The 17,480-nt window shown below is 63.7% G+C and carries 13 protein-coding genes; 5 read left to right on the top strand and 8 right to left on the bottom strand.

Annotated features, from left to right (window positions below; translation table 11 throughout):
* The gene (locus IVA95_RS19620; RefSeq protein ID WP_247511952.1) at positions 1–1,635 is read left to right on the top strand and encodes a hypothetical protein; all 1,635 of its coding nucleotides are present in this window, start codon (positions 1–3) and stop codon (positions 1,633–1,635) included.
* A 142-nt stretch (positions 1,636–1,777) separates the two neighbouring features.
* On the opposite strand, the gene IVA95_RS19625 is transcribed toward IVA95_RS19620, so the two are convergent.
* The 8 genes from IVA95_RS19625 to IVA95_RS19660 all read right to left on the bottom strand — a co-directional run bounded on the left by IVA95_RS19625 (position 1,778) and on the right by IVA95_RS19660 (position 11,115).
* On the bottom strand, positions 1,778–2,476 hold the full coding sequence (locus IVA95_RS19625; protein WP_247511953.1) for a nitroreductase: 699 nt from the start codon (positions 2,474–2,476) through the stop codon (positions 1,778–1,780).
* Positions 2,477–2,648: 172 nt separating this feature from the next.
* Complete coding sequence (locus IVA95_RS19630) at positions 2,649–3,893, bottom strand: acyl-CoA dehydrogenase (RefSeq protein WP_247511954.1); 1,245 nt, start codon at positions 3,891–3,893, stop codon at positions 2,649–2,651.
* A 145-nt stretch (positions 3,894–4,038) separates the two neighbouring features.
* On the bottom strand, positions 4,039–5,286 hold the full coding sequence (locus IVA95_RS19635) for an acyl-CoA dehydrogenase (protein ID WP_247511955.1): 1,248 nt from the start codon (positions 5,284–5,286) through the stop codon (positions 4,039–4,041).
* A gap of 146 nt (positions 5,287–5,432) precedes the next feature.
* Positions 5,433–6,560, bottom strand: a complete 1,128-nt coding sequence (locus IVA95_RS19640) for an acyl-CoA dehydrogenase family protein (protein ID WP_247511956.1) — start codon at positions 6,558–6,560, stop codon at positions 5,433–5,435.
* Between the two features lie 110 nt (positions 6,561–6,670).
* Positions 6,671–8,542, bottom strand: a complete 1,872-nt coding sequence (locus tag IVA95_RS19645) for an AMP-binding protein (RefSeq protein WP_247511957.1) — start codon at positions 8,540–8,542, stop codon at positions 6,671–6,673.
* 42 nt (positions 8,543–8,584) lie between these two features.
* Complete coding sequence (locus IVA95_RS19650) at positions 8,585–9,391, bottom strand: enoyl-CoA hydratase/isomerase family protein (protein ID WP_247512132.1); 807 nt, start codon at positions 9,389–9,391, stop codon at positions 8,585–8,587.
* A gap of 223 nt (positions 9,392–9,614) precedes the next feature.
* The gene (locus IVA95_RS19655; protein WP_065731824.1) at positions 9,615–10,373 is read right to left on the bottom strand and encodes an SDR family NAD(P)-dependent oxidoreductase; all 759 of its coding nucleotides are present in this window, start codon (positions 10,371–10,373) and stop codon (positions 9,615–9,617) included.
* Positions 10,374–10,449: 76 nt separating this feature from the next.
* Positions 10,450–11,115 (bottom strand): TetR family transcriptional regulator, encoded by a 666-nt coding sequence (locus IVA95_RS19660; RefSeq protein WP_247511958.1) that lies wholly within the window; start codon positions 11,113–11,115, stop codon positions 10,450–10,452.
* 145 nt (positions 11,116–11,260) lie between these two features.
* Between IVA95_RS19660 and IVA95_RS19665 the strand changes: the two genes are divergently transcribed.
* From IVA95_RS19665 to IVA95_RS19680, 4 genes are all read left to right on the top strand, one after another.
* Positions 11,261–12,433, top strand: a complete 1,173-nt coding sequence (locus tag IVA95_RS19665) for an acetyl-CoA C-acetyltransferase (RefSeq protein WP_247511959.1) — start codon at positions 11,261–11,263, stop codon at positions 12,431–12,433.
* 156 nt (positions 12,434–12,589) lie between these two features.
* Positions 12,590–14,134: an acyl-CoA synthetase gene (locus tag IVA95_RS19670; RefSeq protein ID WP_247511960.1), complete on the top strand. Its 1,545-nt coding sequence runs from the start codon at positions 12,590–12,592 to the stop codon at positions 14,132–14,134.
* A 349-nt stretch (positions 14,135–14,483) separates the two neighbouring features.
* Positions 14,484–15,671: an alpha/beta hydrolase gene (locus IVA95_RS19675; RefSeq protein WP_247511961.1), complete on the top strand. Its 1,188-nt coding sequence runs from the start codon at positions 14,484–14,486 to the stop codon at positions 15,669–15,671.
* Positions 15,672–15,888: 217 nt separating this feature from the next.
* Positions 15,889–17,361, top strand: coding sequence for an amidase (locus tag IVA95_RS19680; RefSeq protein ID WP_247511962.1), 1,473 nt, complete (start codon positions 15,889–15,891; stop codon positions 17,359–17,361).
* Positions 17,362–17,480 lie beyond the last annotated feature (119 nt).

The following is a 17,480-nucleotide window of genomic DNA, read 5'->3' on the forward strand; positions in this document are numbered from 1 at the left end:
ATGAACCCGTCTCCCGATCGATTGAATCTCGATCATCTGAAGAAACAAGCCAAGGAATTGATCCGCCTCTATCGAAGCCGCGACCCGGCGGCGATGGCGCGGTTTCGGCATACGCTGCCGGCGGCGGCCGGCCGTAGTGATGCGGATATTGCGTCCCTCGATCTTCGCCTGCACGACGCGCAATCATGCATCGCGCGCGAGCACGGCTTTGCTTCCTGGCCCGACCTGAAGCGTTACGTCGACGTACAGACGGCTGTGCGCAATGAGCGCGCCGCCCGCGTCCGGTACTGGGCTCAGCTTCTCTATTCCGGCGACGTCAGCGGCACAATCAACCGCGCCAACCCGCGCGTCGCGCTGCGCATCCTGACCGATGATCCCGAACTCGTTGACGGCGATCCCCATCTCGCCTGTACGATCGGCGACGAAAGCGCGCTGCGGCGAGCGACACAGGCCGATCCGGCCTGGGTCAACGGTTCCGGCGGCCCGCTGCGATTGCCGCCGCTGTTCGCGGTCGCGCATTCGAGCCTGCTGCGCGTGGAAGAATTTCGCGAGCGCCTGCATCGCTGCGCGCAATTGCTCATCGCGGCAGGCGCCGACGCCAACCAGCACATCTACAGCCGCTGGCCGCCTGGATCGCTGAACGCGCCCGACCAACGCTATCCGCTCTCGACGCTTTATGGCGCGGCCGGCAGCAACCATGATCCGACGATGACCAAATTACTGCTCGAGGCGGGAGCGGATCCGAATGACGGCGAGTCGCTTTATCATTCACTGGGGAATCCGGCGTGCACGCGTCTATTGCTGGAGCACGGCGCGCGGATTGCAGAGAGTAACGCGATCTACCGCGCGATCGATCTCGAAGACGACAGCGCGCTAAGACTGTTGCTGCAGCATGGCGGCGATCCGAACGAGCCGGCGCGGAATAAACCGCTGACCAATTGGGGCTCGCCTTTGGCATGGGCGATCTACCGCCGGCGCCCGCGCCATGTGAAGGCATTGCTGGAGGCCGGCGCCGACCGGTTGCGACCAACCGCTGACGGCATCAGTCCCTACAGGCTGGCACTGCAGTTCGGACTGTCCGAGGTCGCAGCCCTGCTGCGCGAGGGCGAACCTGATATCTCCGACGAAGAACGCTTTGTCGCCGCATGTGCGCGCGGCGACGAAACGGAGGCGCGGGCGATCCGCTCGCGGCGGCCCGACCTGCCGGCCTCGTTGCCGCCGGCACAGTTGCGGCTATTGCCCGACATGGCCGCGGCCGGTGCCGATGACGTCGTCAAGCTGATGGTCCGGCTCCGCTGGCCGATCGCCGTGCGCGGCGGCGACTGGGATGCATCTGCGCTCAACCTCGCGGTGTTCCGGGGCGATGCGGCGCTGACGCGCTTCCTGCTTGAACACGGCGCTGAGTGGACCGAGCAGCATGGTCATGGTGACAATGCCTGCGGCACCTTGGGGTGGGCGTCCTGCAACGAGCCGGTCGAAGGTGGCGATTGGGTCGGCTGCGCACGCGCATTGCTCGATCACGGCATGCCGGGTGCGACGGCGATTCCGGGCGATCCCGAATGGGTGATGATTGCAGGAACTAAAAAGCGGTTCTCGGATGAAGTGGTCGAGGAGCTGCTGCGGCACGAAGTTTGAGGGCTCGTCCCCTCTCCCCTTGTGGGAGAGGGTGGATCGAATGAGCAGAGCTCATTCGAGACGGGTGAGGGGTTCTCTCCGCGGAGACATACCCCTCATCCGGCGCTTCGCGCCACCTTCTCCCACAAGGGGAGAAGGGCAGCTACTCGTCCACGAAGGTGACCGTATCGGCGACGCTCGCCCGCGAGGTGCGGTAGCTGTTGACCTTGTGGGCGTGGTCAGCATAGCCGAAGGAGATGCCGCAGACCACGCGACGGTCATCCGCCAGCTTGAAGTGACGCCGGATCAATCCGGAATGCCGCGCCAATGCGGCCTGCGGAATGGTGCCGAGGCCCAGCGCCTGCGCCGCCAGCATGAAATTAGAGACATAAGCGCCGCAATCGACCGCACCATAGATGCCGAGCGGCTCGTCGGTGTGGATGATGGCGACATGCGGGGCACCGAAGAAATTGTAGTTCTCCAGCGCCTGTTTGGCGTAGGCCATCTTGTCGCCTCTGGTGATGCCGAGCGTGTTGTAGAGCTGAAAACCGCTCTCACGGCGGCGTTCGAGATAGACGCCGAGATATTCGCGCGGCGGCGTGAAGTCATGATCGTCCTTGGCGCCGGAGGCGGCTTCGGCATAGATCGCCTTGCGAAACTTTTCCTTGGCACCGCCGCTGGCGATCAGCACCTGCCAGGGCTGGCTGTTGCACCATGACGCCGTGCGTTGCGCGACCTTCAGAATATGCTCGATGGTCTCGCGCGGCACCTCCTGCGGCAGGAAGGCTCGAACGGAGTAGCGCTCGTTCAGGAGGTCCTCGAGCACGTCGATGCGATCTTGTTGGTTCACGGCAGTATCCATGGCCTTGCTCACTTTCGTGCCCGGACGCAGCGCAGCGCGGAGCGGTGCGCTGCAGAGCCGGGGCCAATTGCGTGTAGGTCCCGGCTCTGCGGAGCAGCGCACCGGACGATGCTTCGCATCGCCGGGACACGCTGCACCGCGTCCGGGACGCGAGAGTTTACCGGGCCGAGAACTACCGCCCCTTGGTCGGGATCTTGTTGAACGGCACGTCCTTGTCGACCCTGATGTCGCCGGGCAGGCCGAGCACGCGCTCGGCGATGATGTTGCGCAGGATCTCGTCGGTGCCGCCGGCAATGCGCATCGAGGGCGAGGACAACAGCATCTGCTGGAACTGGCCGCGCGCCGCGTTCTCATCGGCGCCCGTCAGCGCGCCGGCCGCGCCCTGCAGGTCCATCGCAAAGGTCGCGATGTCCTGCAGCATCGAACCCGACACCAGCTTGCCGATGGAGTTTTCCGGGCCCGGCCGCTCGCCCTTCGATAGCGAGGAGATGGCACGGTAGCTGGTGTATTTCAGCCCGCTCGCCTTCACCGCCCAGTTCGCAAGTTTTGAGCGCGTCGCGGGATCGTCGATCGCGAGCCCGTCATCGGTCATCAGATTGGAGCAGAACTCGAACATCTCGGGGAAACCCGTCGCAAGCCGCGAACCGATCGACATCCGCTCATTCATCAGCGTGGTCAGCGACACGTTCCAGCCATCGCCGACCGCGCCGAGCCGCTGGCTGTCGGGGATCACGACATCGGTGAAATAGACCTCGTTGAATTCCTGCATGCCGTTGGCCTGCTTGATCGGCCGCACCTCGACGCCCTTGCTCTTCATGTCGAGGAAGAACATCGTCAGGCCCTTGTGCTTGGGCACGTTGGGATCGGTGCGCGTGATCAGCAGGCCGTAGTCGGAATAATGCGCGCCCGAGGTCCAGATCTTCTGACCGTTGACGATCCAGTTGTCGCCCTGCTTTTCCGCGCGCGTGCGCAGCCCCGCGACATCCGAGCCGCCGGCGGGTTCGGAAAAAAGCTGGCACCAGATATGCTCGCCCGACGCGAGCTTTGGCAGATAGTGACGCTTGTGCTCCTCGCTGCCGAACGCCATCACGGTCGGGCCGCACATGCCCTCGCCGATCTGGAACGGCTGCGTCAGCTTGCCGTAGACGCCCTCTTCCTGTTGCCAGATCACCTTCTCGATCGGGCTGGCGCCGCGGCCGCCATACTCCTTCGGCCAGTGCAGGCAGGCCCAGCCGCCCTCGGCCTTCTTCTTCTGCCAGGCCTTGCCGACATCGACGATATCTTCCTTCTCCAGCCGGATCCGGCCGAGCGAGGATTTTGACAGCTCCGCCTCATATTGCTTCGGGGCGTTGGCGTCGATCCATCTGCGGGCCAGGCTGCGGAATTCCGCTTCCTGTGGCGTATCGTCGAAGTTCATGGCGGCTTCTCCTGTCTCGTATGCGTTCCCCGGATGCTGCGCAGCACGAAGTGATGCGCTGCTGATCCGGGGTCTCTCAATTGGCATTCTGTGGGTCCCGGCTCTGCGGCGCAGCGTTGCACGCTGCACCGCGTCCGGGACAAGGTCAGTTTCTTCCCTTGGTCGGGATCTGGTTGAACGGCACGTCCTTGTCGACCCTGATATCGCCGGGCAAGCCAAGCACGCGCTCGGCGATGATGTTGCGCATGATCTCGTCGGTACCGCCTTCGACGCGGGTGCCCGGCGCGCGCAGCAGCATCGCCTGGAATTTGCCGCCGACTTCGGCGTCGTCAGGCCCGCTCAGCACGCCGGCGGCGCCCTGCAGGTCGAGCGCATACATTGCGACTTCCTGGACCATCGATCCCGCAACTAGTTTGCCGATGGAATTTTCCGGACCGGGGCGCTCGCCCTTCGACAGCGCCGAGATCGCGCGCATGCTGGTGTATCTCAGTCCGCTCGCCTTCACTGCGTAGTTCGCAAGCCTTGAACGCACGTTGCGATCCTCGATCGCGGGACCGTCCTCCAGCATCAGGCTGTTGCAGAACTCGAACAATTCCGGGAAGCCGGTTGCAACGCCCGCGCCGATCGACATGCGCTCGTTCATCAGCGTGGTCAGCGAAACGTTCCAGCCGTCATTGACGGCGCCAAGCCGCTGTGAGTCCGGGATCTTCACGTCGGTGAAGTAGACCTCGTTGAAGTCGGACTGGCCGCTGGCCTGCTTGATCGGCCGCACCTCGACGCCCGGGCTCTTCATATCAAGGAAGAACATGGTAAGGCCCTTGTGCTTGGGCACATTGGGATCGGTGCGCGTCAGCAGGATGCCGTAATCGGAATAATGCGCGCCGGAGGTCCAGATCTTCTGGCCGTTGATGATCCAGTCGTCGCCCTTCTTCTCGGCGCGGGTGCGAAGCCCTGCGACGTCGGAGCCGCCGGCGGGTTCGGAAAAGAGCTGGCACCAGATTTTTTCGCCGGAAGCGAGCGGCGGCAGATATTTGCGTTTCTGCTCCTCGCCGGCATAGGCCATCATGGTCGGCCCGCACATGCCATGGCCGATGATGAACATGCCGGAGAGCTTGCCGAACGGTCCCTCTTCCTGCTGCCAGATCACCCGCTCGATGGGCGAGGCGCCGCGGCCGCCATACTCCTTCGGCCAGTGCAGGCAGGCCCAGCCGGCATCGGCCTTCTTCTTCTGCCAGGCCTTTGCGACCTCGAGAATGTTGGCGCCCTTGAGCACGGTGCGGCCGAGCGAGGATTTTCGAAGTTCTTCCTCGTACTGCTTGGGCGCGTTGGCTTGTATCCATGCGCGGGCCTCGGCGCGGAACGCGGCTTCCTGCGGGGTGTCGTCGAAGTTCATGGCGCCTCTCTTTCCTCTCGCGTTCCCCGGATGCTGCGCAGCGCGAAGCGGTGCGCTGCTGATCCGGGGTCCATCGTTGGTCCCTTGTGGGTCCCGGCTCTGCGGAGCAGCGTTGCACGCTGCACCGCGTCCGGGACACGAGAATCCTACGCCGCGTTCTTCTTGCGCATGCGGTCGATCAACTGATCTTCCCAGTACGACAGGCTGCCGAGCGTCAGCGCGGTGGCGTTGGCGCGGCGGTAGTACATGTGGCAGTCGAACTCCCAGGTGAAGCCCATGCCGCCATGAACCTGGATGTTGTTCTTGGAGCAGTGTTGGAACGCCTGCGTCGCGCTGATGCGCGCGGCTGCAGCGGCTTCCGGCAATTCCGACGCGTTGGTCGAGAGCGCCCACGCGCCGTAATAACAATTCGAGCGCGCCAGCGTTGCCGAGACATACATGTCGGCCAGCATGTGTTTCACCGCCTGGAACGAGCCGATCGGCCGGCCGAACGCGATACGGTCGAGCGCGTAGTCGCGGCCCATTTCGAGCGCGCGGTCGGAGCCGCCGACCTGCTCGAACGCGAGCAGCACTGCGGCGCGGTCGAGCACTTGCGTGAGAATACTCCAGCCCTCGCCAGCCGCTCCAAGCGGCTCGGCCTTGGCATTCTTGAAGATGAGTTCGGCTTGCCCGCGGGTCGGATCGATATTGGTCAGCGGCTTGGCTTCGACGCCGCCGGCCTTGAGGTCGACCAGGAACAGCGAGATGTCGGCATCGCGCCCGGTCGAACCGCCGCGCGCGGCGACCACGGCGAAATCGGCAATCGCGCCATCCGGCACCGGCTTCTTCACGCCCGTGAGCGCGCCGCCGGAGGCCTGCAACTTGATCGCCTTCGGCGACGGATTCCCCTTGCCCTCGAACAGCGCCAGCGTGCCGATCGCCTCGCCTGCGGCGATCTTCGGCAACCATTTCTGCTTCTGCGCATCGGAGCCGGCCAGCAGCAGCGCCTCGGCGGCGAGATAGACGGTGGAGGAGAACGGCACCGGCGCATTCGCGCGGCCCATCTCTTCCGCGATCACGCAGAGCTCGAGATGGCCGGCACCGGCGCCACCGAATTCTTCCGGGATCGCGACGCCAAGAAAACCCATATCGGCGAGCCCCTTCCACAATTCCTTGTTATAGGTCGCCTTGCCGTCGAGCACCTCGCGCACGGCCTTCGGCGGGCACTTTTCGGCAAGAAATTTTCTCGCCGCGTCGCGCATCTGTTTTTGTTCATCGGAGAAATCGAAGTTCATGGCGTGTTACTCGCGTTGGTAATGGCTCTGTAGGATGGGTGGAGCGAAGCGATACCCATCAATTTTTGGCTTCGAATGATGGGTTTCGCTGCGCTCTACCCATCCTACGATCAGTTCAAAATGATTACGTCGTCTCCCGGCTTGTCGGCGTAAAGCTTCTCCACCAGCGCGGCGCGGCGTTCGAGGCCGGCGCGCTGGTTGATGTAGCCTTTGTCGGTGAGTTCGTTGCCGTCGATCGAGGGCGGCTCGGCCATCAGCATGGCGCGGGCAATCCGCATGCTGCTGCCAGTGGCGGAGGCGTTGTGCGCTTCCAACCCGCGCTTCAAGCAGGCGATCACCTCGGGATGCCTGACAACATCTTCAAACGTCGCATTGGGGTTGCCGACGATCTGCCGGCAGGCATGCAGATTGGGCCAGGCTAAGAGCCCGATGAAGGGACGGTCCTGCCCCGTAACCAGCGCGTCATGCACCACCGGCGTCGCGGCCGCGATGGCATCGGTGCGCAATGAGCCGACATGGACGAAGGTGCCGGTCGTGAGCTTGAAGTCTTCGACCACGCGGCCGGCAAAGATGATGCCCTGCAGCGGATCGTTCTCATCGACGAACACGCCGGCATCGCCGATGCAGTAAAAGCCTTCCTCGTCGAACATCTTCTTCGTCAACTCGGGCTGTCCGAAATAGCCCGGCGTGACGTTGATGCCGCGCAAGCGCAATTCGTATTTGGAGCCGCACGGCACCATCTTCAATTCGACGCCGGGAAACGGCAGGCCGATCAGGCCGACGCGCTCGGTGTCCCAATAGGTGCCGGTCGAGGTCGGCGCGGTCTCGGTCGAGCCCCAGCCGGTGTAGAACACGATGCGCTCGCCGGTGGTCTTCACCGCCAGCGCCTGCATGCGGTCGTAGAGATCGTCAGGCAGCCGCGCGCCGCCATAGGCCATCACGGTCAGGTTCTTGAAGAAGCTGCGGCACAGCGCGTCGTCCTTTTCCATCGCAGCGGCGAGCGCGGCATAGCCGGCGGGTACGTTGGCATAATAGGTCGGCGACACCTCACGCAGATTACGGATGGTTTCTTCGAGTTGGCCGGGCATCGGCCGGCCGTCGTCGATATAGAGCGTGCCGCCGTCGATCAGAATCGGATTGAACGCGGCGTTGCCGCCCATGGTGTGATTCCACGGCATCCAGTCGAGCACGGTCGCGGTCGGTCCGTTCGGATCGCGCGGCCGCACCTGCATCATCATCGCCGCATTGGCGCACATCATCTCCTGCGTGTTGATGACGGCCTTCGGCATGCCGGTCGAGCCCGAGGTGAACAAGAGCTTGCCGACGGTCTTCGGCGTGATCTTGGCAACTGACTCCTCGACCGCGTTCGTCACCGGCGTGGCCGCAAGGTCGGCAAAGGACACGCTCTTGATGCCGTCGCAAGGACGCAAGACATGGACGACGGCGACATCGGTGAGATCGAGCGCCTTCAAGGCCTTCTCGAAGGCCGGCCCGTCCTGCACCATCACGACCGCCGGCTTGATCAGGTTGAAGAGGTATTTGAGCTTGAGATGATCCTGGCTCATCAGCGAATAAGCCGGCGACACCGGCGCTGCCGGCAGGCGCGCCTGCATCGCAGCTTGCGTCATCAGCGCGTGTTCGATCGAATTGCCTGACAGGATCGCAACGGGACGGCCTTCTTCGAGCTCGAGATTGAGCAGGCCCTGTGTCAATCCGTCGACGATACGCTTGGCGTCGCCATAAGACACCTTCCGCCACTGCCGCTCCGGGCCGCCGCGTTGCGCCAGCCAGATGCGCTCGGGCGCTTGCTTGGCCCATTTTGCCAGCGATGCCGGAATATGCTTCTCGTAAGGCTGCAGCGGAATGCGCGACTTCAGGATGATGACGCCGTCTGGGCGACGCTCGACCGCGATGTCGCGCGGCAGCCACTCGATCTTGCGGAAGGCCGGCTTTGTCAGCACCTTCGCTGCACTCCCACTCATATTGCGTCTCCCGGAATTCTTGTCCTTTTGCGGATCTTGTCGTCACCGCCTGATATAGACAGGCTTTCGCTTTTCGAGAAAGGCCCTGATGCCTTCGTTGAAATCTTCCGAGCGGCTGCACAGCACCTGATTGCGGTCTTCCATCGCAATCACGGCTTCGATCGAGCCGGCATCGACGCTCATGTTGAGGCATTCCTTGGAGAGCCGTAAGCCCACGGGCGAGGCCGTCATCATTGCCTCGACGTAAGGCTCGGCCGCGGCATCGAGCCCGCCTTCCTCGACGACTTCGGAGACGAGGCCAACCGCGAGCGCGCGCTCGGCGCCGATGAAGCGGCCGGTAAGAATTAGTTCGGAGGCGACCGACACACCCACCAGGCGCGGCAGGAAATAGGAGGTGCCGATGTCGCAGCCGCCAAGACCGAGCTTGATGAAGGCGCAGTTCATCCGCGCGGATTTGGTGGCAATCCGGATGTCGGCGGCGAGCGCCAGCGCAAAGCCGCCCCCGGCCGCCGCGCCCTGGATCAGCGCAATGATCGGCTGCGGGCAGCGCCGCATCAGCATCACTATGTCGGCAATCCGCCGCTGCGAGTCCAGAGACTCGGTCACGCCCGGCGGCTCCTGCTGCCCGGCGCGGCGCTGCATGGTGTATTTGAGATCGAGCCCGGCGCAGAACGATGCGCCTGCACCCTTCAGCACCACGACATGCGTCGACCGGTTGCGCTGCAGGCCCTCGAAATAGGCGTTGAGCGCGTCGATCAGCGAGGGATCGAGCGCATTGAGGCTGTCGGGCCGGTTGAGCGTGACCCAATCGACCCCGTCATGATGTTCGATCAGCAGCGGCTGAGTCACGAGGTGCTCCCTACATCCGCGGATTGCGGCGCTCATTGCTGCGCCCTCTCCCCTTGTGGGAGAGGGCCACACCGGCATCAGCCGTGCATTCGATGTGGTGAGGGGTTGCCTGCCGGAGAGAACCCCTCATCCGTCTTCGCTTCGCGAAGCCACCTTCTCCCACATCCGCCTTCGCCTGAAGGCTTCGGCGGACAAGAGGGGAGAAGGGAAGAAGCGCTTCGCTTTACCGCGGCGCCATGCGGATGGCGCCGTCGAGACGGATGGTCTCGCCGTTGAGCATCGCGTTCTCGACGATGTGCACCGCGAGCGCACCGTATTCGTCGGGCTCGCCAAGACGGGCCGGATGCGGCACCTGGGCGCCAAGACTCTTGCGGGCTTCCTCGTTCAACCCCATCAGCAGCGGCGTGAAGAAGATGCCGGGCGCAATCGTGTTGACGCGGATCTTCAGGCTGGCGAGATCGCGCGCCGCCGGCAGCGTGAGGCCGACGATGCCGCCCTTGGAAGCAGAATACGCGATCTGGCCGATCTGGCCTTCATAGGCCGCAACGGACGCGGTGTTGATGATGACGCCGCGCTCCTCGCCGACCGGGGCCGCGGTGGCGAGCCGTTCGGAGAACAGGCGCAGCGCGTTGAAGGTGCCGATCAGATTGACATTGATGATGCGGACGAACTTCTCCAGTGGATAGACGCCGTCCTTTCCGACCACACGCTGCGAGCCGCCGATGCCGGCGCAGTTCATCAGCACGCGCGCGACACCATGGGCGGCTTCCGCCTTGGCGATCGCCGCCTTCATCTGTTCCTCGCTGGTGACGTCGGCATGAAGGGCTACGCCCTTCACTTCGGCCGCGACCTTCTCGGCATTCTCCTTGTTCTGGTCGAGCACGCCGATCTTGGCGCCCTTGGCGGCCATGGCGCGGGCGGTCGCGGCCCCTAAGCCGGAGCCACCGCCGGTGATGAGAACGGCAACGTCTTTCAACTGCATTTTGAGAACCTTTCCTTGGGTGTTTTCTTCTCTAGTTGGCGAATGGCGAACAGCGAGTGGCGAATGGATCCATTCGCTATTCGCTACTCGCCATTCGCCCGTTCAACATGCCGCCGCAGATCAGCGCTTCCATGTGCTTGATGTAGTCGCGGCAGACTTCGTCGGTGACCGGACCGACACCGGTCGCGCGCGACATCGCGTGGCGGCCGAAGAACAGGTGATCGCAGGCGCCGATCAGGCTGGTGTAGAACAGCACCGGATCGATATCGCGGAATTCGCCGGCCTTGACGCCCTCGGCGAGCAGGCGGCGATGGAAGTCCAATAGCGGCGCGACGAAGAATTGCGAGACTTCGTCGGCGGCTTCGGCGCTGCTTTCGTGCAGGAGATAGTGGATCAGCCGGTTCATGTAAGGGAACTGGTGATAGGCGCGGATGATGCCGCCGATGTGCAGGCGCAGTTTTGCAGTCGGCGAGATCGGCTGGCTGATCAGGTATTCAAGCTGCGACATCTCGGTCGCGGCGTCGCGGGCCAGCAGCGCCAAAAGCAGCCCGTCCTTGTTGCCAAAATGGTATTTCACCAGCGCGGCGTTGACGCCCGACTTCTGCGCAATGTCGGACAGCGACACCTCGATCGAGGCGCGCTCGATCATCAGCTCGCTCGCCGCCACAAGCAGCTTCTCGGCGGTGGTATTTTTGCCGCTCGGGAACCTGGTCGGTACGGTGGTATTCAACGGTGATCCCATTCCTGCCTGCCGGAGATCCGGGCCGCACATAAGCGCATGCCGCGGCTGCACTCAAGAGTTAATTGATTGATTGACTAAATCCCGCAGCCCCCCTTAAATCCGGCCCATCTTTCCAAGCCACAAACAACATTCAGGGAGAACAGACATGGCCGAGGCCTATATCGTCGCCGCCGCACGCACTGCCGGTGGCCGCAAGGGCGGACGTCTCGCAGGCTGGCACCCGGCCGATCTCGCCGCTTCCGTGCTCAATTCGCTGGTCGACCGCTCCGGCGTCGACCCGGCCCAGATCGAAGACGTGATCATGGGCTGCGTGATGCAGGCCGGCGAACAGTCCAACAACATCGCCCGCAACGCGGTGATGGCCTCGAAGCTGCCCGAGAGCGTGCCCGCCACCTCGGTCGACCGCCAGTGCGGCTCGTCGCAGCAGGCGCTGCATTTTGCGGCGCAGGCGGTGATGACCGGCTCGATGGACATCGTGATCGCCGCCGGCGTGGAATCGATGACGCGGGTACCGATGGGGCTTGCTTCGTCGCTGCCGGCCAAGAACGGCTTTGGTCATTACAAGAGCCCCGGCATCGAGGCGAAATATCCGAACATCGTGTTCAGCCAGTTCACCGGCGCGGAAATGATGGCGGAGAAGTACGGGCTCTCGAAAGACCAGCTCGACGAGTACTCCTATAACAGCCATCAGCGCGCGATTGCCGCGACGCAAGGTGGCAAGTTTAGGGATGAAATCGTTCCGCTGCAGATCACCCGCGCCGACGGCTCGACCGACACCCACCATATCGACGAAGGCATCCGCTTCGACGCCAGCCTCGACGGCATCAAGGGCGTCAAGCTGATTGCCGAGAACGGCAAGCACACCGCCGCCAGCGCCAGCCAGATCTGCGACGGCGCCTCCGGCGTGCTGGTGGTCAACGAGAAGGGCCTGAAGTCGCTCGGCGTGAAGCCGCTGGCACGCATCCACCACATGACCATGATGGGCGGCGATCCCGTGATCATGCTGGATGCCCCGCTACACGCCACCAAGCGGGCGCTGGAGAAGGCCGGCATGTCGATCGACGACATCAACCTGTTCGAAGTCAACGAAGCCTTCGCGGCCGTGCCGGTGGCATGGCTGAAGACGACCGGCGCCGATCCTGACAGGCTCAACGTCAATGGCGGCGCGATCGCGCTCGGCCATCCGCTCGGCGGCTCCGGCACCAAGCTGATGACCACGCTGGTCAACGCGCTGAAGCAGAACAACAAGCGCTATGGCCTGCAGACCATGTGCGAAGGCGGCGGCATGGCGAACGTGACAATCGTGGAAAGGCTGTAAGTCTCACGTGTCCCGGACGCGATGCAGCGCGCAAGCGCTGCTTCGCAGAGCCGGGACCCATTCGTGCCCCAATGGACCCCGGATCAGCAGCGCACCGCTTGCGCGCTGCGCAGCATCCGGGGAACGCCACATCAAGCGCGGAGCCGAAGCATCACAATGACCCACCCGTCCGTCCACGCCCGCAACACACCGAACAAGATCGCCTACCAGATGGCGGCGACCGGCAAGGCGATCACCTATCGCGAGCTTGACGAGCTTTCGAACCAGGGCGCGCATCTGTTCCGTTCGCTCGGCCTGAAGGCCGGCGACCATATTGCCTTCCTGATGGAAAACCGCCTCGCGTTCATGGAGATCTGCTGGGCTGCGCAGCGCTCGGGGCTCTATTACACCGCGATCAGCCGCTATCTCACCGAGGAAGAGATCGCCTATATCGTCAGGGATTGCGGCGCCAGGGTCTTCATCACCACGCCGCAATGCGCCGACAAGGTCAAGGGCCTGATCAAGCGCGAACCCGGCGAACCGCTGTTCTTCATGGTCGACGAGCCCGCGCCCGGCTTCCGCTCCTGGGATAGGGAAGCGATCGCGATGCCGGTGACGCCGATTACGGATGAAGTTGCCGGTTACGACATGCTGTATTCGTCAGGCACCACCGGCCGGCCCAAGGGCATCAAGAAGGAATTCGAGGGCAAGGCGATCGACGTGCCAAACCCGCTCCTGAAAATTCTCTGCGCCGACATGTGCGGTATGTCGTCCGACAGCATCTATCTGTCGCCGGCGCCGCTCTATCACGCAGCGCCCCTACGCTTCAACATGATGGCGATCACGCTCGGCGGCACCTCCATCATCATGGAGCACTTCGACGCCGAGGAATTCTTGAGGCTGGTCGAGGAATATAAGGTCACGCAGTCGCAGCTGGTGCCGACCATGTTCGTGCGCATGCTGAAATTGCCGGACGAGGTGCGCAATCGCTATGACGTCTCGTCATTGAAGGGCGCTATCCATGCCGCCGCACCCTGCCCGGTCGATGTAAAAGCCAAGATGATCGAGTGGTGGGGACCGATCCTGATCGAATATTACGCCGGCTCCGAAGGCAACGGCGTCACGGTTTCGACTTCGCAGCAATGGCTGACCCATCGCGGCACCGTCGGCCGCGCCGTGGTCGGCAAGGTGAAAATCCTCGACGAGAACGAGGAGGAAAGGCCGACCGGCGAAATCGGTACGGTTTATTTCGCCGATGCGCCTGTTTTCACCTATCACAATGATCCCGAGAAGACCAAGAAGGCCTACAACGCCAAGGGCTGGTCGACGCTCGGCGACGTCGGCTATCTCGACGCCGAAGGCTTTCTCTACCTCACCGACCGCAAGAGCTACATGATCATCTCGGGCGGGGTAAACATCTACCCGCAGGAGACCGAGGACGTCCTGATCACGCATCCTGCCGTTTCCGACGTCGCGGTGTTCGGCGTGCCGAACGAGGAAATGGGCGAAGAGGTCAAGGCCGTGGTGCAGCCGCACGACATGTCAAAGGCCGGCAAGGAACTCGAGGCCGAACTGATCGCGTTCTGCCGCAAGCATTTGTCGCCGATCAAATGCCCGAGGAGCGTCGACTTCGAGGCAGAGTTGCCGCGCACGCCAACCGGGAAACTGGTGAAGCGGCACCTGCGGGACAGGTATTGGCCGAAGGCGGCGGCGAAGGCGTAATTCTCTTGTCCCGGACGCGGCGCAGCGGCGACGCTGTGCCGCAGAGCCGGGACCCACGAGCGGCCAGATAGGCCCCGGCTCAGCAGCGCACCGCCGGAGTCGCGCGAAGCGCGATCCCGAGAGCGCTGCGCTGCGTCCGGGGCACGCAAGTCTCGGCACGTCATGCCCGGCTTGTCTTTTTCTTTCGTCCTTCCTTCCCTTCTCCCCTTGTGGGAGAAGGTGTCTTCGCGGAACGCGAAGGCGGATGAGGGGTCTCTCTCCGCGGAGACAACCCCTCACCCGTCCGCGATGCTGCGCATCGCGTCCACCCTCTCCCACAGGGGGAGAGGGGAAGAAAGGCGAAGCCACCATGCCCACCCTCCCCGATATCCCGCTCCCCTCCACGATCCGCTCCCGCTACGTCGATGGCATCAACGGCCTGCGCATGCATGTGCTCGAAGCCGGCTTCGAGACCCGCCGCCGGCCCTGCGTGCTGCTGCTGCACGGCTTTCCCGAACTCGCCTTCTCCTGGCGCAAGGTGATGCCTGTCCTTGCGGAAGCCGGCTATCACGTGATCGCGCCGGACCAGCGCGGTTATGGCCGCACCACCGGATGGGACGCGGATTATGATGGCGACCTCGCCTCGTTCCGGCTCCCCAATCTGGTGCGCGACATGCTCGGGCTGGTATCGGCATTCGGGTATCGCGAGGTCGATGCCGTGATCGGACATGATTTCGGCTCGTCGGTGGCGGCGTGGTGCGCGCTGATCCGCCCCGACGTGTTTCGCTCGGTCGTCATGATGAGCGCGCCGTTCGGCGGCCCGCCCTCGCTACCGTTCAACACAGTGGATGGGCCGGCGAAGCCTGTTGCCGAGGACCCCATCCATCGCGAGCTCGCGGCGCTGCCGCGGCCACGCAAGCATTACCAGTGGTACTACTCGACACGCGAGGCGAACGAGGACATGCACCGCGCGCCGCAGGGCGTGCATGATTTCCTGCGCGCTTACTACCATTACAAGAGCGCGGACTGGAAAGACAACAAGCCCTACCCGCTCAAATCCTGGACCGCGGAAGAGATCGCGAAGCTGCCGACTTACTATGTGATGGACCTCGCCAAGGACATGGCCGCCACCGTCGCGGAGGAGATGCCGTCGGCCGCCGAAATCGCCGCCAACAAATGGCTGCCGGACCGTGAGCTTGCCTTCTACAGCGCCGAGTACGAGCGCAACGGCTTCCAGGGCGGCTTGCAATGGTATCGCTGCGGCACCTCGGGCGCGTTCACGCCGGAATTGCAGTTATGGTCGGGCCGCACCATCGACGTGCGCTCTGCGTTCATCTCGGGCAAGCAGGACTGGGGCACCTATCAACGCCCCGGCGTCTATGAAGCGATGCAATCGAAGGCCTGCACCAACATGATCGGCTGCCATCTCGTCGATGGTGCGGGCCACTGGGTGCAGCAGGAACAGCCTAACCAAGTGAGTTGGTTGCTGGTGCAATTCCTGCGAGGGGCAAAGGACAGCGCAAAGACAAAGGCCAGCCGGGACAGGTCCAGCAATTGACCGCGTCGGAAGACTTTGCGGCGCCGCGACTGCCATCGCTTGCGTCGTGGCTTTCTTCGAATTGTGGGCGGTACAGGAGACTACCGCGCAAATGACGCGTTCGCCAGTAGCGTACCGGCAAGAGAGGACCGCCGCTGTACAGCCATTGCTCTTGCCGCGCGCCTCCAAACTAAGCATCATCCGCGCCGCATTCGAAAAACAGAGCGGAGCGTAAGCCTTGGCCAAATCGCAATGGAGCTTCAAGACCGCCGTCGAACTGTCATCTGCGCTTGTTGACAGGAAAGTCTCAGCGGTTGAACTAGCGAAGGACGCGATCAGCCGGATCGTGCGGCATGACTCAAAGATCAACGCGATTTGTGTCCGCGATTTCGAGCGCGGCCTTGCTGCCGCCCGTGCCGCCGACGCCGAACTGGCGCGCGGCGTCAAGAAGCCGTTGCTCGGCATTCCGATGACGGTGAAGGAATCCTACAATATCGCGGGCCTGCCGACGACCTGGGGCATTCCGGCGCAGAAGGATTTCACGCCGACGGAGGATGCGCTGTCGATCTCGCGCGTCAAAGACGCCGGCGGCGTCATCCTGGGCAAGACCAACGTCCCGTTCGGGCTCGGCGACTGGCAGAGCTATAACGAGATCTACGGCACCACCAACAACCCGTTCGATCTCGGCCGGACGCCGGGCGGCTCGTCCGGAGGCTCGTCGGCGGCGCTCGCGGCAGGCTATGGCGCGCTCTCGCTCGGCTCCGACATCGGCGGCTCGTTGCGCGTGCCCGCCTTTCATTGCGGCGTCTATGCGCACAAGCCGACCTTTGCGCTGGTACCGGGGCGCGGCCACACGCCGCCGCCATTCCAGCCGCTGCCGTTCGACCGCGACCTTGCCGTGATTGGTCCGATGGCACGCAGCGCCGCCGATCTCTCGCTGCTGCTCGACACCATTGCCGGTCCGGACCCGCTGGAGGCCGGCAAGGGTTACAAACTCGCCCTGCCGCCGCCGCGCCACGGCGCGCTGAAGGATTTTCGCGTGTTGGTAGTCGATACCGACCCTGTCATGCCGACCGACGAGGTGGTGCGCGGCACGATCCACAAGCTCGCCTCCAACCTCGAAAAGGCCGGTATCAAGATCGATCGCAATAGCCCGTTGCTGCCGAACTTTGCCGAGACGTCCCGGCTCTACATGCGGATGCTGATGTCGTTCCTCGCCGCCTCCTTCCCGCCGGAAGTCTATGCCGGCGCGCAGGCCGCCGCCGCCACCCTGCCGCAGAGCGATGTAAGCCTCGCTGCCGAACGCCTGCGGGGCATGGCGCAAAGCCACCGCAACTGGCTGATGGACGACGTCGCGCGCGCACGCCTGCGGGCGCAATGGCGCGAACTGTTCAAGACCTTTGATGCCGTAATTTGTCCGATCATGCCGACACCCGCCTTTCCGCACGATCACTCCGATGACCAGGAGAAACGCCGCATCAAGGTCGACGGCAAGGAGCACGTCTATCCAGATCAGCTTTCGTGGCCGGGCATCGCGACACTACCCGGCCTGCCCGCGACCGCGATCCCGACCGGCTTTTCGCCGGACGGATTGCCGGTCGGCGTGCAGATCGTCGGGCCGTGGCTGGAGGATCGCACAACGCTAAAGCTGGCGGAACTGATCGAGCGCGAATTCGGCGGCTTCAAGCCGCCGCCGATGTTTGATGATTGAAGATCCCTCGTGCCGGGGAGTTGCGCGCAAGCGCATCTCCTCGCCGGGAGGATGAAGCGGTATCGTTGAAAGCGCCATGCGGACTTTCATTCGAAGCGTCATCGCCGTCGTCGCCGGCT

The organism is Bradyrhizobium sp. 157 (assembly GCF_023073815.1).
Classification (GTDB): domain Bacteria; phylum Pseudomonadota; class Alphaproteobacteria; order Rhizobiales; family Xanthobacteraceae; genus Bradyrhizobium.